The 19057-nt window shown below is 75.3% G+C and carries 19 protein-coding genes; 14 read left to right on the forward strand and 5 right to left on the reverse strand.

The window, feature by feature from the left end; genetic code table 11:
* Positions 1 to 8 precede the first annotated feature (8 nt).
* The 8 genes from ACI79H_RS13205 to ACI79H_RS13240 all read left to right on the forward strand — a co-directional run bounded on the left by ACI79H_RS13205 (position 9) and on the right by ACI79H_RS13240 (position 9552).
* The gene (locus tag ACI79H_RS13205) at positions 9 to 902 is read left to right on the forward strand and encodes an AAA family ATPase (RefSeq protein ID WP_456554854.1); all 894 of its coding nucleotides are present in this window, start codon (positions 9 to 11) and stop codon (positions 900 to 902) included.
* Complete coding sequence (locus tag ACI79H_RS13210) at positions 895 to 2016, forward strand: vWA domain-containing protein (protein WP_456554855.1); 1122 nt, start codon at positions 895 to 897, stop codon at positions 2014 to 2016. Before ACI79H_RS13205 ends, ACI79H_RS13210 begins: the two co-directional genes overlap by 8 nt.
* Complete coding sequence (locus ACI79H_RS13215) at positions 1997 to 3118, forward strand: XdhC family protein (RefSeq protein WP_456554856.1); 1122 nt, start codon at positions 1997 to 1999, stop codon at positions 3116 to 3118. The genes ACI79H_RS13210 and ACI79H_RS13215 overlap by 20 nt, the downstream gene beginning before the upstream one ends.
* Positions 3119 to 3199: 81 nt before the next feature.
* Positions 3200 to 3700, forward strand: a complete 501-nt coding sequence (locus ACI79H_RS13220; RefSeq protein ID WP_456554857.1) for a (2Fe-2S)-binding protein — start codon at positions 3200 to 3202, stop codon at positions 3698 to 3700.
* Complete coding sequence (locus tag ACI79H_RS13225; protein ID WP_456554858.1) at positions 3697 to 6192, forward strand: xanthine dehydrogenase family protein molybdopterin-binding subunit; 2496 nt, start codon at positions 3697 to 3699, stop codon at positions 6190 to 6192. Before ACI79H_RS13220 ends, ACI79H_RS13225 begins: the two co-directional genes overlap by 4 nt.
* A complete protein-coding gene (locus ACI79H_RS13230; protein WP_456554859.1) occupies positions 6189 to 7052 on the forward strand; it encodes an FAD binding domain-containing protein in 864 nt (287 codons plus the stop codon). The genes ACI79H_RS13225 and ACI79H_RS13230 overlap by 4 nt, the downstream gene beginning before the upstream one ends.
* A 9-nt stretch (positions 7053 to 7061) precedes the next feature.
* A complete protein-coding gene (locus ACI79H_RS13235; RefSeq protein WP_456554860.1) occupies positions 7062 to 7793 on the forward strand; it encodes an SRPBCC domain-containing protein in 732 nt (243 codons plus the stop codon).
* A 139-nt stretch (positions 7794 to 7932) separates the two neighbouring features.
* A complete protein-coding gene (locus ACI79H_RS13240) occupies positions 7933 to 9552 on the forward strand; it encodes a SpoIIE family protein phosphatase (protein WP_456554861.1) in 1620 nt (539 codons plus the stop codon).
* Here the strand turns inward: ACI79H_RS13240 and ACI79H_RS13245 are convergent.
* The 3 genes from ACI79H_RS13245 to moaA are packed head-to-tail and all read right to left on the reverse strand — an operon-like array spanning position 9549 to position 11089.
* Complete coding sequence (locus tag ACI79H_RS13245) at positions 9549 to 9758, reverse strand: hypothetical protein (protein WP_456554862.1); 210 nt, start codon at positions 9756 to 9758, stop codon at positions 9549 to 9551. The genes ACI79H_RS13240 and ACI79H_RS13245 overlap by 4 nt on opposite strands.
* A 4-nt stretch (positions 9759 to 9762) precedes the next feature.
* Positions 9763 to 10032 carry a MoaD/ThiS family protein gene (locus ACI79H_RS13250; RefSeq protein WP_456554863.1) on the reverse strand — a complete coding sequence of 90 codons (270 nt, stop codon included), beginning with the start codon at positions 10030 to 10032 and terminating at the stop codon, positions 9763 to 9765.
* Position 10033: 1 nt separating this feature from the next.
* A complete protein-coding gene (gene moaA / locus ACI79H_RS13255; protein ID WP_456554864.1) occupies positions 10034 to 11089 on the reverse strand; it encodes a GTP 3',8-cyclase MoaA in 1056 nt (351 codons plus the stop codon).
* A gap of 98 nt (positions 11090 to 11187) precedes the next feature.
* On the opposite strand from moaA, the gene ACI79H_RS13260 reads away from it, so the two are divergent.
* The 3 genes from ACI79H_RS13260 (at position 11188) to ACI79H_RS13270 (ending at position 14284) form a co-directional block, all read left to right on the forward strand.
* On the forward strand, positions 11188 to 12429 hold the full coding sequence (locus ACI79H_RS13260) for an MFS transporter (protein ID WP_456554865.1): 1242 nt from the start codon (positions 11188 to 11190) through the stop codon (positions 12427 to 12429).
* Positions 12430 to 12509: 80 nt separating this feature from the next.
* Positions 12510 to 13346, forward strand: coding sequence for an aldo/keto reductase (locus ACI79H_RS13265; RefSeq protein ID WP_456554866.1), 837 nt, complete (start codon positions 12510 to 12512; stop codon positions 13344 to 13346).
* A 95-nt stretch (positions 13347 to 13441) separates the two neighbouring features.
* Entirely contained in the window at positions 13442 to 14284 is an 843-nt protein-coding gene (locus tag ACI79H_RS13270) for a M15 family metallopeptidase (RefSeq protein WP_456554867.1), read from the forward strand.
* A gap of 16 nt (positions 14285 to 14300) precedes the next feature.
* Here the strand turns inward: ACI79H_RS13270 and ACI79H_RS13275 are convergent, their stop codons facing one another.
* Positions 14301 to 15110, reverse strand: coding sequence for a DUF3097 domain-containing protein (locus ACI79H_RS13275; protein ID WP_456554868.1), 810 nt, complete (start codon positions 15108 to 15110; stop codon positions 14301 to 14303).
* Positions 15111 to 15450: 340 nt separating this feature from the next.
* Between ACI79H_RS13275 and ACI79H_RS13280 the strand changes: the two genes are divergently transcribed.
* Positions 15451 to 16317, forward strand: coding sequence for a DUF2382 domain-containing protein (locus tag ACI79H_RS13280; protein WP_456554869.1), 867 nt, complete (start codon positions 15451 to 15453; stop codon positions 16315 to 16317).
* Positions 16318 to 16415: 98 nt separating this feature from the next.
* On the opposite strand, the gene ACI79H_RS13285 is transcribed toward ACI79H_RS13280, so the two are convergent.
* Positions 16416 to 17711, reverse strand: coding sequence for a M18 family aminopeptidase (locus tag ACI79H_RS13285; protein ID WP_456554870.1), 1296 nt, complete (start codon positions 17709 to 17711; stop codon positions 16416 to 16418).
* A 27-nt stretch (positions 17712 to 17738) separates the two neighbouring features.
* Between ACI79H_RS13285 and ACI79H_RS13290 the strand changes: the two genes are divergently transcribed.
* Complete coding sequence (locus ACI79H_RS13290) at positions 17739 to 18314, forward strand: molybdenum cofactor biosysynthesis protein (RefSeq protein ID WP_456554871.1); 576 nt, start codon at positions 17739 to 17741, stop codon at positions 18312 to 18314.
* 26 nt (positions 18315 to 18340) lie between these two features.
* Positions 18341 to 19006 carry a phosphotransferase gene (locus ACI79H_RS13295; RefSeq protein WP_456554872.1) on the forward strand — a complete coding sequence of 222 codons (666 nt, stop codon included), beginning with the start codon at positions 18341 to 18343 and terminating at the stop codon, positions 19004 to 19006.
* Positions 19007 to 19057: the final 51 nt, after the last annotated feature.

The raw sequence follows: 19057 nt of genomic DNA on the forward strand, positions 1-19057 counted from the left end.
CTCGCGGCGTGACCTCCCCCACGCCGGCGGCGCCCACCTCCCCCGAGGAGCTGGCGGCGGCGCTCGAGGCGACCGGGTACCTGCCCGACGAGGGCCTGGCCACGGCCGCCTACCTCGCCCTGGCGATGCACCGGCCGCTGTTCCTCGAGGGCGAGGCCGGCGTCGGCAAGACCGCGCTGGCGCACGCCCTCGCCGAGGTCACCGGCCGGCCGATCCACCGGCTCCAGTGCTACGAGGGCCTGGAGGCCAGCCAGGCGCTCTACGACTGGGACTTCGGCCGCCAGCTGCTGCACCTGCGCGCCGCCGAGGCCGCGCACGCCACCGGCGACCCGACCGCGCTGGAGGCCTCGCTCTACGACCGGCGATTCCTGCTGGCCCGCCCGCTGCTGCGGGCGCTGGAGGACTCGCCGTCGGTGCTGCTCATCGACGAGGTCGACCGCGCCGACGACGAGTTCGAGGCGTTCCTGCTCGAGGTGCTGTCGGACTTCACGATCTCCATCCCCGAGCTCGGCACGGTCCGGGCAGCGACGCCGCCGCTGGTGGTCCTCACGTCCAACCGCACCCGCGAGGTGCACGACGCCCTCAAGCGCCGCTGCCTGTACCACTGGCTGGAGCACCCGGGCTTCGACCGCGAGGTGGCGATCCTGCGCCGCCGGCTGCCCGAGGTGACCGAGCGGCTGGCCCGCGAGGTGGCGACGGCGACGGCGCGGCTGCGCACCCTGGACCTGCTCAAGCCGCCCGGGATCGCCGAGGCGGTCGACTGGGCGACCGCGCTGCACACCCTGGGCGCCCGCGAGCTCGACCCCGACACCGCCGCCCGCACGCTGGGTGCGGTCCTCAAGTACCGGGAGGACACCGAGCGGGTGCAGCTGCAGGGCCGGGGAGCGCTTCTCGGTGGCTGAGCGGGACGCGGTGGACGCCGTCCTCGGGTTCGCCCGCACGCTGCGGGCGGCCGGCGTCGCCGCGTCCCCGGACCGCGTCGAGGCGATGCTCGCCGCGCTGGACGCGCTCGACGTGCTGGACCCCGGCGACGTCTACTGGGCGGGCCGGCTGACCCTCTGCGCGGGCCCGGACGACCTGCTCCGCTACGACGCCGCCTTCTCCGCCTGGTTCGGCGGCGAGCGGCCGCGCGCCGCCCGCCCGGCACGGCCGGAGCGCCCGCTGGTCTCGGTCATGGCGCCGCTCGGCAGCGGGGACGGCGCTGCGGACGACGCGCCCGAACCCCAGCAGCTGGCCGTGCGGGCCAGCGCCGCGGAGGTGCTGCGGCACCGCGACGTCGCCGAGCTCTCCCCCGCCGAGCGCGACCACCTGCGCCGGCTGTTCACACTGCTGCGCCCGGCCGCGCCGATGCGCCCCTCGCGCCGGCGCCGGCCGAGCCGGGGCGGCGCCGTCCACCCCGCCCGCACGGTGCGCCGCGCGCTCCGGGACGGCGGCGAGGTCGCCCGGCTGATGCACCGGCGGGCGGCACCGCGCCCCCGCCGCGTGGTCCTGCTGGTCGACGTGTCCGGGTCGATGAGCCCCTACGCCGACGCCCTGCTGCGCTTCGCGCACGTCGCGGTGCGGGCCCGGCCGGCCTCCACCGAGGTGTTCACCGTGGGCACCCGGCTGACCCGCGTCACCCGCGAGCTGCGGCTGCGCGACCCCGACCGGGCCCTGGCCGCCAGCGGCTCGGCCATCCCGGACTGGTCCGGCGGCACCCGGCTCGGCGAGGTGCTCAAGGCGTTCCTCGACAGATGGGGCCAGCGCGGCACGGCCCGCGGCGCCGTCGTCGTCGTGTGCAGCGACGGCTGGGAGCGGGGCGGCACCGAGCTGCTCGGGGAGCAGATGGCGCGGCTGCGCCGGCTGGCGCACGCCGTGGTGTGGGTCAACCCGCACAAGGGCCGGACCGGGTACGAGCCGCTCGCCGGCGGCATGGTCGCCGCGCTGCCCTCGGTCGACGCCTTCGTCGCGGGACACAGCATGGCAGCCTTCGAGGAGCTGACGGAGGTGATCCAACGTGCGGGACGTCCTCGATGACCTGATCGGCTGGTGGCAGGCGGGCGAGACCGTCGGGATGGGCACCGTGGTGGCCACCTGGCGCTCCGCGCCGCGCCCGGCCGGCGCGTCCATGCTCGTCGGGCCGGACGGCACGGCGGTGGGCAGCGTCTCCGGCGGCTGCGTCGAGGGCGCGGTGTACGAGGAGGCGGTCGACGCCGCCGGCACCGGCGAGGTCGCGCTGCGGCGCTACGGCGTCAGCGACGACGACGCCTTCGCCGTCGGGCTGACCTGCGGCGGCATCCTCGACGTGTTCGTCGAGGCGGTGTCCCGCGAGTCCTTCCCCGAGCTCGGCGAGGTCAAGGAGTCCGTCGACCGGCACGAACCGGTCGCCGTCGTCACCTGCGTGACCGGAGGCGACGACCGGCTGGGCCGGCGGCTGGTGCTTTGGCCCGACCGGCTCTCCGGCAGCCTGGGCTCGCAGCGGCTGGACGATGCCGTCGCCGCCGACGCCCGCGGGATGCTCGCCGCCGGCCGCACCGGGATGCTCCACTTCGGCGCCGACGGGGAGCGCCGCGGCGACGAGCTGGAGCTCTTCGTCAACTCCTTCGCCCCCCGTGCCCGGATGATCGTTTTCGGGGCCATCGACTTCGCCGCCGCGGTCGCCCGGGTCGGCGCCTTCCTCGGCTACCGCGTCACCGTGTGCGACGCCCGGCCGGTCTTCGCCACCCCGAAGCGCTTCCCGGACGCCGACGAGGTGGTCGTCGAGTGGCCGCACCGGTACCTGCAGGCCGAGGTCGACGCCGAGCGGATCGACGGGCGCACGGTCCTGTGCGTGCTCACCCACGACCCGAAGTTCGACGTCCCGCTGCTGGAGGTCGCGCTGCGGCTGCCGGTCGCCTACGTGGGCGCCATGGGCTCGCGGCGCACCCACGCCGAGCGGCTCGAGCGGCTGGCCGAGGCCGGCCTCACCGCGGAGGAGACCGCCCGGCTGTCCTCCCCGATCGGGCTGGACCTGGGCGCCCGCACCCCGGAGGAGACCGCGGTGTCGATCGCCGCGGAGATCATCGCCGGCCGCTGGGGCGGCTCGGGCGAGCGGCTGTCCGGGACCGAGGGGCCGATCCACCGCACCGCGGACCGCTGACCTGCACCCTCCGCGAGGAAGGTGTGGCGTGAGTCACTCCTGATGCGCAAGACTCCGCTCAGCCGACCGAGCGGAGGACGAGTGACCCAGATTTCGGTGCGCGTCGACGGCGCCACCTACACGGACGAGGTCGAACCCCGGACCCTGCTGGTCCACTACCTGCGCGAACAGCTGGGGAAGGTCGGCACCGTCGTCGGGTGCGACACCAGCAACTGCGGGGCCTGCACCGTCCACCTGGACGGCGAGGCGGTGAAGAGCTGCACGGTGCTGGCGGTCCAGGCCGACGGCAGCGAGGTCACCACCATCGAGGGCATCGCGCAGGACGGCGCCCTGCACCCAATGCAGAAGGCGTTCCACGAGATGCACGGTCTCCAGTGCGGCTACTGCACGCCCGGGATGATCATGGCGTCGATCGACCTGGTGCGCGACAACCCCGACCCCAGCGAGGACGAGGTCCGGGAGGGCATCGAGGGCAACCTCTGCCGCTGCACCGGCTACCAGAACATCGTCCGCGCCGTGCAGCAGGCGGCCGGCGAGATGCGCGGGGCCCAGGCCCCCCACGCGCTGGGAGCGCAGTCGTGACCGCCCTCGAGGACCGGCCCTCGGTCGAGGCGCCGGCCAAGGAGGTCGGCCAGGCCCGCCGGCGCAAGGAGGACGCCCGGCTGATCACCGGCCGGACCACGTGGACCGACAACATGGTGCTGCCCGGGATGCTGCACCTGTCCGTCGTCCGCAGCCCGGTCGCGCACGCCAAGATCCTCTCCGTCGACATCGAGGCGGCGCGCTCGGCGCCGAACGTCGTCGCCGTCCTGACCGGCCGCGACCTCGCCGAGGAGCAGGGCTCGATCCCGTGCGCCTGGCCGGTCACCGCCGAGATGGTCAACCCCGGCCACCCGTCGGTCGCGGTCGACGAGGTCAACCACGTCGGCGAGGCCGTCGCGGTCATCGTCGCGCGCAGCAAGGCCGCCGCCCAGGACGCCGTCGAGCTGGTCGACGTCGACTACGACCCGCTGCCGGTCGTCCTCGACATGGAGCGGGCAGTCGGGCAGCAGCCCGACCTGTGCCACGACCACCTGGAGAGCAACGAGAGCTTCCGGTGGGTCTTCGACGCCGGCGAGGCCGGGACCGGCCAGGACACCGAGCGCGCCTTCGCGGACGCCGACGTCGTCGTCAGCCGGCGGTTCGTCCAGCAGCGGTTGATCCCCGCCTTCATGGAGCCCCGCGCCACCGTCGTGCAGCCCCAGGGCGACAACTTCACGATGTGGTCCTCCACGCAGGTGCCGCACATCCTGCGGGTCATGCTGGCGATGATCACCGGCATCCCCGAGCACAAGCTGCGCGTCATCGCCCCCGACGTCGGCGGCGGGTTCGGCGGGAAGCTGCAGGTCACGCCCGAGGAGGTGATCACGCTCCTGGTGGCGCGGCGGCTGGGCAAGCCGGTCAAGTGGACCGAGACCCGCAGCGAGTCGCTGATGAGCGCCCACCACGGCCGCGACCAGGTCCAGCACGTCGAGATCGCCGCCGACCGCGACGGCACCGTCCGGGGCCTGAAGGTGCACATCCTCTCGGACATGGGCGCCTACCTGCGCCTGGTCAGCCCGGGCGTGCCGATCCTCGGCGCGTTCATGTACCCGGGCATCTACAAGTTCCCGGCCTACCGGTTCGACTGCCAGGGCGTCTTCACCAACAAGACCCCCACCGACGCCTACCGCGGCGCGGGCCGCCCGGAGGCGACCTTCGCCATCGAGCGGATCATGGACGAGCTCGCCGTCGAGCTCGGCACGGACCCCCTCGAGCTGCGCCGGAAGAACTGGATCGGGGCCGACGAGTTCCCGTTCACCACGGTGGCCGGGCTCGAGTACGACAGCGGCGACTACGACACCGCCACGCAGCAGGCGCTGCAGCTGCTCGGCTACGACGAGCTGCGCGAGGAGCAGCGCCGGCGCCGCGAGGCGAACGACCCGGTGCAGCTGGGCATCGGCTTCTCCACGTTCACCGAGATGTGCGGCCTGGCGCCCTCCCGGGTCCTCGGCTCTCTCTCCTACGGCGCCGGCGGCTGGGAGCACGCCTCCATCCGGATGCTGCCCACCGGCAAGGTCGAGGTCGTCACCGGCTCGACGCCGCACGGCCAGGGCCACGAGACGGCCTGGAGCCAGCTGGTCGCCGACGAGCTCGGCGTCCCGTTCGAGGACGTCGAGGTGCTGCACGGCGACACCGCGATCGCCCCGCGCGGGCTGGACACCTACGGCTCCCGCTCGCTCGTGGTGGGCGGCGCCGCGGTGGTCAACGCGGCGCAGAAGGTCGTGGCCAAGGCGCGCACGGTCGCCGCGCACATGCTCGAGGCCAGCGAGGAGGACCTGCGGTTCGAGGGCGGCGCGTTCTCGGTGCGGGGCACCCCGGGCACGAGCGTCACCATCCAGGAGGTCGCGCTGGCCACCTTCGCGGCGCACGACTTCCCGGACGGCGTGGAGCCCTCGCTGGACGCCGACGCGACCTTCGACCCGGTCAACTTCTCCTTCCCCCACGGCACGCACGTCTGCGCCCTGGAGGTCGACACCGAGACCGGCATGGTGAAGATCCGGAAGTACGCCTGCGTCGACGACGTCGGGACGATCGTCAACCCGCTCATCGTCGAGGGCCAGGTGCACGGCGGGCTGGCCCAGGGCATCGCCCAGGCGCTGTACGAGGAGGCCGTCTACGACGAGGACGGCAACCTCACCACCGGCACCTTCGTGGACTACCTGGTCCCGTCGGCCGCCGACCTGCCGCACTTCGAGACCGGCAACACCGTGCACGTCGCACCCGGCAACCCGATCGGGGCGAAGGGCGTCGGCGAGGCGGGCTGCATCGCCTCGACGCCGGCGGTCGTCAACGCCGCGCTGGACGCCGTCCGGCACCTGGGGGTCTCCGACATCCTCATGCCGCTGACCCCCGAACGGGTCTGGCGGGCGCTCCACCAGGGCGGCGACGGCGGAGACCGCGCGACCGCGGGCACCAACGCCTACGGCGGGGCGCAGACCGAGACCACCGCCGGCGTCTCGACGCCCGAGTCGCGCCTGGGAGGCGACCGATGATCCCCGCAGCCTTCGCCTACGCCCGCCCGACCACGGTCGACGAGGCGCTGCAGGCGCTCGCCGACGGCGGGGAGGACGCGAAGATCCTCGCCGGGGGCCAGTCGCTGATCCCGGTCATGCGGCTGCGCCTGGCGGCGCCGTCCACGGTGGTGGACCTGAGCCGGGTCACCGAGCTGCGCGGCGTCCGGGACGACGGCGACGCGCTGGTCATCGGCTCGATGACCACGCACTCCGACGTCCTGGCCGACCCGCTGATCGCCCAGCACGCGCCGCTGATCGCCCAGGCGACCGAGACCGTCGCCGACCGGCAGGTGCGCCACCGCGGGACCTTCGGCGGCGCGCTGGCGCACGCCGACCCGGCCGGTGACCTGCCGGCGGTCGCCCTCGCCCTGGACGCCGAGTTCGTGCTCGCCGGCCCGGGCGGCCGGCGCACCGTCGCGGCGCGGGAGTTCTTCGTCGACTACCTGACCACCGCGCTGGCCGAGGACGAGCTGCTGGTCGAGGTCCGCGTCCCGAAGCTGGCCGGGCAGTGGGGCATGCACTACGAGAAGTTCAACCGGGTGGCCCAGGCCTGGTCGATCGTCGCCGTCGCCGCGGCGGTGCGCCGGGAGGACGGGCACATCGCCGAGGCGCGGATCGGGTTGACCAACATGGGCCCGACGCCGCTGCGGGCGACGGCCACGGAGGAGGCGCTGGCCGGGGTGGGCGCCGCCGCCGGGCCGATCGCCGACGCCGCCCGGGCGGCCGCCGAGGGCACCGAGCCCAGCGACGACCTCAACGCCAAGGCCGACTACCGCCGGCACCTGGCCCAGGTGCTCACCCGCCGCGCGGTCACGGCCGCGGCCGGGCTCCAGGCGTAGGGGCCCGGCGTGCAGCTCGAGAACTCGTTCACCGTGCCCGTGCCGATCGACGAGGCGTGGCGGGTGCTGCTCGACATCGAGCGGATCGCGCCCTGCATGCCCGGCGCGGCCCTCGACTCGGTGACCGGCGACGACTTCACCGGCCGGGTCAAGGTCAAGCTCGGCGTCATCACGCTGACCTACCAGGGCAAGGCGTCGTTCGTGGAGAAGGACGAGGCGGCGCACCGCGCGGTCATCGACGCCCGCGGCAAGGACCAGCGGGGCAACGGCACCGCCGCCGCCGTCGTCACCGCGACGCTGGCGGCCGAGGGGGGCAGCACCCGCGTCGACGTCCTCACCGACCTGAACATCACCGGCCGCCCGGCCCAGTTCGGTCGCGGCGTGATGACCGACGTCGGCAACAAGCTGATCGGCCAGTTCGCCGACCAGCTGGCGGCCCAGCTCGGGGCCGGCGACCAGGCGGACGCCGGCCCGGAGACCGTGCCGGCGCCCGAGGCCGTGCCGGATCCGGAGGTGGCGCCGGTCGCCGCGGCGGTCAGCTCGGTGCCCTCGATCCCGCGCCCGGTCCAGGAGCCCGGGGACGCCGCGCCCGGAGACGCCGCACGCGCGCCCGCCGAGCCCGAGCCGATCAACCTGCTGGAGGTCGCGGGAGGCGCGGCCGCGGCGCGCTACGCTCCGGCGGCCGGGCTCGCCCTCCTCGTGCTGCTCGTCGTCTGGCTGGTGCGCCGCCGCGGCGGCTGACGGCGGCGCGACCGGCGTGTTCTCGCAGGAGGACTTGAACGCGCACGACCGGACGTGGCATAACTGGGGGGCGGTGCGCCGTCGGCCGCGCTGCTCCGGGCGTCCCCGCTGGCGAGCGGACGACCGGAGGGGGAGGCGCATGGAGCGGCCGGACGGCGACCGCGTGCTCTCGTCCATGCCGATCGGCTTCATGGCCGTGGACGCGGACTGGACGATCACCCACGTCAACGCCGCCGCCGAGAAGTCGCTGCTCATCGACGCGTCCGGCCTGGTGGGCCGCAACTACTGGGACGCCTACCCGGCGAACGTCAGCGACGAGAGCGCCTTCGGGCGGACCTTCCGGCGCACGATGGCCGAGCGCGCGCTGAGCACCGTCGAGGCGTTCTACCCGGACCCGCTGAACCGCTGGTACCTGGTCGAGGCCGTGCCCGTCGACGACGGCGGCATCTACTTCTACTTCTCCGACGTCACCGAGCGCCGGGTGGCCCAGGAGCGGCTGGCCCTGCTGGCCCGGGTCGGCGCGGAGCTCGCCGGCACCCTGGACGTCGCCGCGGCGGTGGCCCGCATCCCGGAGATGCTCGTCCCCGGTCTCGCCCAGGGCTGCCTGGTCACGGTGCTCGACGAGGAGGGGCGACCCCGGGGCGTCGGGTCCTGGCACGCGGACCCGGACGCCCGGCCGCTGGTCGAGCGGTACGCCTCGGTCCGGCTGTCCGACCTGCCGCACACCGCGCCGCTCATGCAGGCCCTCCGGGACGGCGAGACCGTGGGCTTCTCCGGCACGCAGGCGCGGGCGAGCCTGCCCGAGGGCGAGGCCCGCGCCCTGCTGGACCGGGTCGGGGTCGGCTACGGGCTCACCATCCCGCTGCGCGGTCACGCCCGGACCGTGGGCGCCCTGACGCTGCTCCTGCGCGACAGCGAGCCGCCCAGCGAGCGGGCGCTGCTCACCGCCCGCCAGGTCGCCGACCGCATCGGGGTGGCGCTGGACAACGCCCGCATGTTCGACCAGCAGCGCCAGCTGGCCGAGGGCCTGCAGCGCAGCCTGCTCACCGCGCCGGTGCAACCGCCCGACGCGGAGATCGTCGTGCGCTACACCCCCGCCGCCGAGGCGGCGCGCGTCGGGGGTGACTGGTACGACGCGTTCGTGCAGCCCTCGGGGGCGACGATGCTGGTCATCGGCGACGTCGTCGGGCACGACACCGCGGCCGCCGCGTCGATGGGCCAGCTGCGCTCGCTGCTCCGGGGCGTGGCCACCTACAGCGACGCGGAGCCCGCCGAGGTCCTGCGCGGGCTCGACGGCGCGATGGCGCAGCTGCAGCTGGGCACGTACGCCACCGCGGCGGTCGCCCGCTTCGAGCAGACCGACGAGGAGCGCGCCCGCGGGGTGGTCCGGATGCGCTGGTCCAACGCCGGGCACCTGCCGCTGCTGGTGATCCACCCGGACGGCGCGCTGGCCGAGCTCGGCGAGTGGCAGGGGGACCTGCTGCTCGGCGTCGACCACGGCGCCCCGCGCCGCGAGTCCGTCGTCGCCCTCCAGCGCGGCACGACGGTCCTGATGTTCACCGACGGGCTCATCGAGCGCCGCGCCGGCGACCTGGACAGCGGGATGGCGTCGCTGCGCGACGCCGCCGAGGAGCTGGCCGACCGTCCGCTCGACGAGCTCTGCGACGAGATCATCGAGCGGCTGGTGCAGGGGCAGCCCGAGGACGACGTCGCCCTGGTGGCGATCCGGCTGCAGGCCCGGTCGGACCGGCGGGACTAGCGGACGCCGGCGAGCCCGTCGTCGTCCGGCTTCTCAGACCGGAGCGCCGCGTCCTCGGCCAGCGCCTCCTCCTCGGCCTGCGCCTCCATCACGTGCGCCTCGCCGGCGACGGTGGCGGCGGCGTCGCCGTGGGACTCGCCGTACACCTGCTCGGCCCGGCCCAGCAGTTCCTCGGCCTTCGCCTTGACCTTGTCGAAGATGCTCATGCGGTCATCCTCCCGCGAACGGCGGCAGCACATCCACCACCGCACCAGGTGACAGCTCCGACGAGCGGTCCCGGGTCTGCGTTCCGTCGACGAGGAACGAGCAGGCGGTCAGGACCCTGGCCAGCCGCTCCCCGTGCGCGTCGACCAGCTGGGCGACGAGCTGGTCGAGGGAGGCTGCCTCCCGGGTCTCGGTGTCGACGCCGGAGGCGGCCCGGGCGCCCGCGAAGTACCGCACGGTGACCGGCACGGGCGGGGTGGCGGGGTGGGTGGACAACTCAGCCGCCGATCGCCGACATCGGGCGGGCCGGCTGCAGGAAGCTGGGGTCGTCGATGCCGTGCCCCGGCAGCTTGCCCAGGGTGGCGATCCGCCAGCGGTCGGCGATCTCCTGGTCGGTGGCGCCCTCGCGCAGCGGCGTCCGCAGGTCGGACTCCTCGCGGGCGAACAGGCAGTTGCGGATCTGCCCGTCGGCGGTCAGCCGGGTGCGGTCGCAGCTGCCGCAGAACGAGCGGGTCACCGAGGCGATGACGCCGACGGTCGCCGGGCCGCCGTCGACCAGCCAGCGCTCGGCGGGCGCGGACCCGCGGGCCTCGGTGTCGGGCGTGAGGGTGTGCGCGGCCGACAGCCGCTCGAGGATGTCCTCGGCGGTGACCATCTCGCCGCGGGTCCAGGCGTGGTGGGCGTCCAGGGGCATCTGCTCGATGAACCGCAGCTGGTAGCCGTGCTCCAGGCAGAAGTCGAGCAGCGGGACCGCGTCCTCCTCGTTCATGCCGCGCAGCAGGACGGCGTTGACCTTGACCGGGCTGAGCCCGGCGCGCTGGGCGGCGGCCAGCCCGGCGAGGACGTCGTCGAAGCGGTCGCGGTGGGTCAGCGTCCTGAACCGGTCGCGGTCCACGGTGTCCAGGCTGACGTTGATCCGGTCCAGCCCCGCGGCGGCCAGCGCGGGCGCGACCCGGGCCAGCCCGATGGCGTTCGTGGTCAGGCTGACCTCGGGACGCGGGGTGAGCGCGGTGGCGCCGGCGACGATGCCGACCAGGCCGGGGCGCAGCAGCGGCTCGCCGCCGGTGAAGCGCACCTCCTCGATGCCGAGGTGCTCGACGCCGATGCGCACCAGCCGGACGATCTCCTCGTCGGTGAGCACCTCCACCTTGGGCAGCCAGTCCAGGCCCTCCGGCGGCATGCAGTAGGTGCAGCGCAGGTTGCAGCGGTCGGTCAGCGAGACCCGCAGGTCGGTGGCCACGCGGCCGTGCCGGTCGACCAGGCCGCCGGACCCGGGAGCGGGAGGTGCGACGGCGCGGCGGACCACCGGGTCGGGGAGCTCGGCGCCGGTCATGGGCCGAATGTAACCGCGGCGCTAGGCTCCCGTCGCCACCCGAGGGACCGGCGGAGCTCGAGACCGCACTCGCCCGTGGCCAGGAAGAGCGAGAGCCCGTGTCACCCCGCACCGTCTTCGATCCCTACCTGCGCCTGTTCGCCGTCCCCGGCTCGCGGGCCTTCTCCCTCGCCGGCTGGGTCGGCCGGCTGCCCGCCCCGATGCTGGGCCTGGGCGCCGTCCTGCTGGTGGAGGACGCCTCCGGGAGCTACGGCCTGGCCGGCGCCGTCTCCGGCACGCTGGCGCTCTGCTTCGCGCTCGCCGGGCCGCAGTGGGCCCGCGCCATGGACCGCCGCGGCCAGGGCGTCGTGCTCCGCGGGGCGATGCTCGCCCTGCTGGTCACCGGCGTGGCGTTCGCCGTCGCCGTGCAGGCCGGCGCGCCCCGCTGGAGCTGGTTCGTGCTCGCGGCGCTGACCGGGGCCTCGGCGCCGAACATCGGCTCGATGGTGCGGGCGCGGTGGTCCGCGGCGCTGGACTCCCACGGCCGGCAGACGGCGTTCGCGTTCGAGGCGGTCGCCGACGAGGTCGTGTTCGTGGTCGGCCCGCCGCTGGTCACGCTGCTGGCGACGCTGATCGCGCCGCCGGTCGGCTTCCTCACCGGCATCCTGCTCGGTGTCGGTGGCGGCCTCGCGCTGGCCGCGCAGCGCTCCAGCGAGCCGCCGCTGCACCCGCGGGACGCCTCCGCGCCGGGCGGGCGCCGCTCGGTGCTCACACCGGCGCTGCTGGTGGTCTCGCTCACCTACCTCGCGGTCGGCACGGTCTTCGGCGCGATCGACGTCGTCGTCATCGGGTTCGCCGACGCGGAGGGCGCCGAGGCCCTGTCCGGTGCCGCGCTGGCCGTCTTCGCCGGCGGCAGCCTGGTGGCCGGGCTGGTGTACGGCCTGGCCCGGCCGGCGCGCTCGCTGGCCGCGCGGTTCGTCGGGACGGCGGTGGCCTTCGGACTGGCCGCGCAGCTGCTGTGGACCGTGGGCTCGATGCCGGTGCTGGTGCTGTGCGGCTTCCTGGCCGGGCTGACCATCGCGCCGATCCTGGTCTCGGGCACCTCGCTGGTGGAGTCGCGGGTCGCCCCCGGGGTGCTCACCGAGTCGCTCGCCTGGACCATCACCGGGCTGACGCTCGGCGTGACGGTGGGATCGGCGCTGACCGGCGCCGCCGTCGACCACTGGGGCGCGCGGGAGGCGTTCGCCGTCCCGGCGCTGGCGGCGGCGCTGGCCGGCGTGCTCGCCCTGGCCGGGGCGCCGCTGCTGCGCTCGACCCGGGAGACCCAGATCGCACGGGTGGGCGAGCAGGCGCGGGGGTAGGTCGGGACGGGCCCGCTGCGCGCCATCGAGCTGCGCGCGGCCGACGTGGCCCCTCCCGACCGTCGAAAGGAAGCCCCTCCGTGGCCGTGCCCACCATCGCTCTGAACAACGGCGTCGAGATCCCCCAGCTGGGCTTCGGCGTCTACCAGGTCCCGCCGGAGGACACCGCCGACGTCGTGGGCCAGGCGCTCGAGGTCGGCTACCGGCACATCGACACCGCCGAGATGTACGGCAACGAGAAGGGCGTCGGCGAGGCCATCGCCCGGTCCGGCGTCCCGCGCGACGAGATCTTCGTGACCAGCAAGCTGAACAACGGCTTCCACCGCCGCGACGACGCGCTGCGCGCCTTCGACCAGACGCTGGCCGACCTCGGCACCGACACCATCGACCTGTTCCTCATCCACTGGCCGCTGCCCGGCATCGACGTCGACTTCGTCGAGACGTGGAAGGCCATGGAGGAGATCCACGCGAGCGGTCGCAGCCGCGCGATCGGCGTCTCCAACTTCCAGGCACACCACCTCCGGCGGCTGTTCGACGAGGCCGAGGTGCGGCCGGCGGTGAACCAGATCGAGGTCCACCCCTACCTCGCCCAGGACGACCTGCGGGCCTTCGACGCCGAGCACCAGATCGTCACCGAGGCGTGGTCGCCCATCGCCCAGGGCAAGGTGCTGGGCGACCCGGCCATCACCGCCATCGCCGAGCGGCTCGGCCGCACGCCGGCCCAGGTGGTGCTGCGCTGGCACGTGCAGCGCGGCGACGTGGTCTTCCCGAAGTCGGTGTCGCGCGAGCGGATGGAGCAGAACTTCGCGCTGTTCGACTTCGAGCTGTCGACGTCGGACATGGCGGCCCTGACCGGTCTGGACCGCGGCGAGCGCACCGGGCCCGACCCGGACACGTTCAACTACATCCCGGGCTGAGCGCCGCCCCGCCCCGCGCGTCCACCCGGGCGGGGCATGATCGGCGGTCGGTCCCCCCGGCGAGGCGGGGGACGGTCGACGGGAGGGGAGCATCCGTGCGCCAGCACCCCTTCCGCCGGCGGGGCCGGGTCCTGCGCCCGGTGCTGGCCCTCGCCGTGCTGCTGGCGGTGGGCGCCGCGGTGGCCGCGGCCACCCGGGTCTCCACGCCGTCGTTCGCCGGCACGCTGGGCGCGCAGGCCGCCGCCGCACCGCGGACACCTGCCGCGTCCACGCCCACCACCGGGGCGCCGACGCCGCCGCCGCCGCCGCCGCCGGAACCTGCGCCGGTCGTCCCGCCGCCCGTGGCGGAGCCCGTCCTGCCCTCGATCGACGACCCGGACAGCACCTGGGTCGTGGTCAACAAGCTGCGGCCGCTCGCGCCGGTCGGCTACGCGCCGACCGACCTCGTCGACCTCGGCGGCGGCCTCCTGCTGCGCGCGGAGGCAACGCAGGCCATCGTGGCGCTGCAGGCCGACGCCGCAGCGGCCGGCCTGGGCCTCACCGTGCAGAGCGCCTACCGCCCCTACGACCACCAGCAGCGGTTGTTCGCGAACGCGGTCGCCCGCTTCGGGGTGGCCGGCGCCGAGCTGCGCAGCGCGCGCCCCGGGTTCAGCGAGCACCAGACCGGGCTGGCCGTCGACGTCGGTGGCGGGGGCTGCGACATCGAGCGGTGCTTCGGGGACACGCCGGAGGGCCGGTGGGTGGTCACCAACGCGCACCGGTTCGGGTGGCTCGTCCGCTACCCGGCGGGCTCCGAGGGCGTCACCGGGTACCAGTACGAGCCGTGGCACCTGCGGTACGTCGGCCCGGACCTGGCGACCGAGCTGCACGTGGCCGGCGTCGCCACGCTGGAGGAGCACTTCGGGCTCCCGCCCGCGCCGGGGTACGCCCCCGGGTGAGGCGCCCGGGCACGGGTCAGTCGGTGGTCACGAAGTCGATGAGCTCCTCGACCCGACCGATGAGCTGCGGCTCCAGGTCGGTCCACGTGCGGACGCGGGCGAGGATGCGCTGCGCCCACACGTAGCCGGTGTCGTCCTCCCAGCCCAGCCGCCGGCAGACGCCGGTCTTCCAGTCCTCGCCCTTCGGCACCGTCGGCCAGGCCTCGATCCCGACGACGGAGGGCTTCACCGCCTGCCAGATGTCGATGAACGGGTGACCGACGACCAGGGCGTGCGCGCCGGTCACCTGCTCGGCGATCCTCGACTCCTTCGACCCGCGCACGAGGTGGTCGACGAGCACGCCGAGGCGGCGGCCCGAGGCGGGGCGGAAGTCGCGCACGATCGCCGGCAGGTCGTCGACGCCGTGCAGGGGCTCGACGACCACGCCCTCGATGCGCAGGTCGTGGCCCCACACCTTCTCCACGAGCTCTGCGTCGTGCTTGCCCTCGACGTAGATCCGGCCCTCGCGTGCGACGCGGGCCCGTGCACCGGCGACGTACGTGGAGCCCGACGCGCTGCGGGCCGGGGCGGTGGGGGCCGCCTGCTTCGGCCGCACGAGGACGACGGGGCGCCCGTCGACCCAGAACCCGGGGCCCAGCGGGTAGCCGCGGACGCGCCCGTGCCGGTCCTCGAGGTGGACGACGTCCTTCTCGCAGCGGACGACCGCACCCACGAACCCGGAGCTCGGGTCCTCGACGACGAGGTCCTTCTCGGCCTCGACGGTCGGCACGGGCTTCTTGACCGTCCGGGGGTGGACCAGGTTGTCGTACGGCGAACGGGGAGGCACCTGCCGACGCTAAGCAGAGCCTGCGGCGCGGCCGGGACGACGCGCCGTGACGGCCCGGGCAGGACACGCCCGGCACCGGTGGCCGGTACGGAGCGTGATCGGCCCATAGGAACAGTTGCGTTCCGCACCCCGGTCGTTCGTGCGCCGATGCGCGCGCGGCTGACCTGCACAGACGCACCGCGAGTCGCGGTAGCGGTGCCCGCCCGTCACGGCTACCCGTCCCGAGCCGTCCACGCGGCCGGGCGTGGCGGACCTGACGCGCCCGTTTCGCGCCCGTGAGCACGGTCACCCATCCCGCTGACCGTGAACACCCTCAGCAGTGACGGGAGCGCACTCCACGATGATCGGAACCGAGACCCTCGACCGCGTGATCGGCAAGGACGTCTACGACGAGGCAGGCCAGAAGATCGGCTCCGCCGGCGAGGTCTACCTGGACGACGAGACGGGCCAGCCCGAGTGGGTGACCGTCCGCACCGGCCTGTTCGGCACCAAGGAGTCCTTCGTCCCGATCCGCGACGCGGACCTGACGAACGACGGCCTGCGGGTGCCCGTGAGCAAGGACCGGGTGAAGGACGCCCCGAAGATCGACACCGACGGGCACCTCTCGCCGCAGGAGGAGCAGGAGCTCTACCGCTACTACGGCATGGGCGCCGGCGGCGGCACGCAGACCACCGGGCGCGAGCACCTCGCGGGCACCGAGACGACCACCGGCATGGCGCTGGAGGACACCTCCGGGCGGCACATGGCCGGCACCGGCACGGTCGGCACCGACACCGACACCAACCGGCACGGGACGGTCGGCCACGACACCTCGGGCCCGACGACCGACGACGCGATGACCCGCTCCGAGGAGCGCATGACCGTCGGCACCACCTCGCAGGAGGTCGGTCGCGCCCGGCTGCGCAAGTACGTCGTGAGCGAGAACGTGACCGAGACCGTGCCCGTGACCCGCGAGGAGGTCCGGGTCGAGCGCGAGCCCATCACCGACGCCAACGTCGGCAACGCGATGGACGGGCCGGCCATCAGCGAGGAGGAGCACGAGGTCACGCTGCACGCCGAGCGGGCCGTCGTGGAGAAGGAGGCCGTGCCGGTCGAGCGCGTCCGCCTGGACAAGGAGACCGTCACCGAGCAGGAGCAGGTCTCGGCCGACCTCCGCAAGGAGGAGATCGAGGTCGACGGCGTCCGGGACGACCGGCGCGGGATGTGAGCACGGTCCCCGGCGCGGCCGGGGACGAACACGGCGGCGGCCGGCCGGGCGACCTCTGATGCCCCGGCCGGTCGTCGTGCGTCCGGGGCCGGCCGGGGTCAGTCGGCGAAGCAGGCGGTGAGCGCGCCCACCATGAGCGGGACGTCCAGCGCCGAGGCGACCTCCCGGCAGGAGTGCATGGCGAGCTGGGCCATGCCGACGTCGACGGTGGCGATGCCCAGCCGGGTGGCGGTGAGCGGGCCGATGGTGCTGCCGCACGGCAGGTCGGCCCGCATGACGAAGGACTGCACCGGCACGCCGGCCTCGGTGCAGCGCTCGCGGAACCAGCCCCCGGTCGCGGCGTCGGTCGCGTAGGCCTGGTTGGCGTTCAGCTTCACCACCGGCCCGCCGCCGAGCCGCGGCTGGTGCGCCGGCTCGTGCCGCTCGCCGCGGGTCGGGTGCACGCCGTGGGCCATGTCGGCCGACACCAGCACCGAGCGGGCGATCGCCCGGTGCACCGCCTCGCCGTCGCCGGGGTCGGTGATCGCCGCCAGCCGGCGGACGACGTCCTCGAGGAAGCTGCCGCGGGCGCCGGCCGCCGAGCCGCTGCCGACCTCCTCGTGGTCGTTGCAGACCAGCACCTGGGTGCGCTCCCCCGCGGGTGCGGCGAGCAGCGCGAGCAGTCCGGCGTGGCAGGAGGTCTGGTTGTCCAGCCGCGGCGCGGCGACCCAGGTGCCGTCGGCCCCGGCGCGGGCGGCCGGCTGGGTGTCGGCCAGCACGAGGTCGTGGGCGACGACGTCGTCCGGCGTGGTGCCCGCGGCCTCCGCGACCGCCTCCAGCAGGCCCGGCTCGTCGCCGAGGTCGCCGTCCCAGACGGGCACGAGGTGGCGCTGCGGGTCGAGGGTGAGCCCGTCGCGGACGGAGCGGTCGAGGTGGATGGCCAGCGAGGGGAAGCGCAGCGGCGCGCCCGGCAGCCGGACCAGCGCCGTCCCTCCGCCGCGCAGCACCACCCGGCCGGCCACGGTGAGCTCGCGGTCCAGCCAGGTGTGCCACAGGCCGCCGCCGTAGGGCTCGACGCCGACCAGCCGGTACCCGGCCTGGCGGACGTCGGAGTGCGGGCGGACCTTGAACGTCGGGGAGTCGGTGTGCGCCCCCACGAGGCGCATGCCCGTGTCGCCGAGCGTGCCGGTGCCCACCCGGAAGGCGATCAGGCTGCCGCCACGGACGACGAAGCAGCGGTCGCCGGGCGCCAGGCGCCACCGGTCGACCTCGGCCAGCTCGGTCCAGCCGGCGTCGGTCAGCCGCCGGGCCAGCTCGGCCACGGCGTGCCCGGGGGAGGGCGAGGCGTCCACGAACGCGCGGAGGTCGTCGCCGAGGGCGAGGTCGTCGGCGGGGGAGGCATCCGGCGTCGGCATGCGGCCATGGTGCCCGACACTGCGGACGTGGACCTCCCTGCCCTGCCGCACACCTACGACGTCGAGGTCCTCGGGCTGGTCGCCTCCTCCGGGCACCGCTACGACGGCCGTCCCGGCGGGAGCGTGCCCGAGCAGGCCGGCGACAGCCGGGAGCGGATCGAGGTGCGGGCCGGCCACGGCGTGGTGGGGGACCGCTACGCCGGCCGGCCCGCCCACCGCGACGCCCAGCTCACGGTGCTCGCCGTGGAGGCCCTGGAGGCGCTCGCCGCGGAGCTGGGCGCCGGCCGGCTGGACCCGCTGCTCGCCCGGCGCACCGTCGTCCTGCGCGGCGCGGAGGTGGAAGCGCTGCGGGGGGCGGAGTTCGCGCTGGACTGCGGGGAGGGCGAGGTCCGCCTGCGCGGCGGCCGGCCGGCCAACCCGTGCGCCTGGCTGGACACGGTCCTCGTCCCGGGCGCGCACCGGGGGCTGCGCGGCCGCGCGGGCATCCGCTGCGCCGCGCTGACCGACGGCGTGCTGCGGCTGGGGCCCGCGGTGCTGCGCTCGGCCGTCCCGCTGGACCCCGCGGCGGCCGGGCAGGTGCGACGCCCGGCGCGCCCCGCCTGAGCGCCGGTCCCTGCCAGAATCCGCCCGTGCAGCTGCTGGGTGCGGGCCGGGACGCCGACGTCTTCGCCGTCGGGCCCGGCCGGGTGCTGCGCCGCTACCGCGACGCGCGGCGCTCGGCGGAGCGCGAGGCGCGGGTGATGGTCCACGCCCGGGGTGCGGGCCTGCCGGTGCCGGAGGTGTTCGACGTCTCCGGTCCTGACCTGGTCATGGCCCTGGTCGAGGGGCCGACCATGGCCGCCGTGCTGGTGCGCCGGCCGTGGACCCTGGCCGCGCAGGCGCGGGTGCTCGCCGGGCTGCACCGCACGGTGCACGCGGTCGCGGCGCCGGACTGGCTGGACGCCGTCCCCTCCGCCGAGGGCGGCGCGCTGCTGCACCTCGACCTGCACCCCGAGAACGTGCTGCTGACCGACGGCGGCCCCGTCGTCATCGACTGGACCAACGCGGCCCGCGGGCCGGCCGAGGTGGACGTGGCCGACGCCTGGCTGGTGATGACCGTGGCGCGCCCGTCCGGCGGCCGCGCGCAGGCCGCCGTCGTGGCGGCCGCCCAGGGCACCTTCGCCCGGCTCTTCCGCCGGTCGGCCGGGCTGGACCTCCGCGCGGCGCTGCCGGCCGCGGCCGCCCGGCGGCTCACGGACCCGAACCTCGGACCCCGGGAGCGGGACGGCATCGAGCGGCTCGCCCGTCGCGGATGAGCGGTACGGCGCCGTGGCCTGGCAGTATCCACGGCGCCCGGGGCCTCCGGG

The sequence above is a fragment of the Blastococcus sp. SYSU D01042 genome, assembly GCF_054050515.1.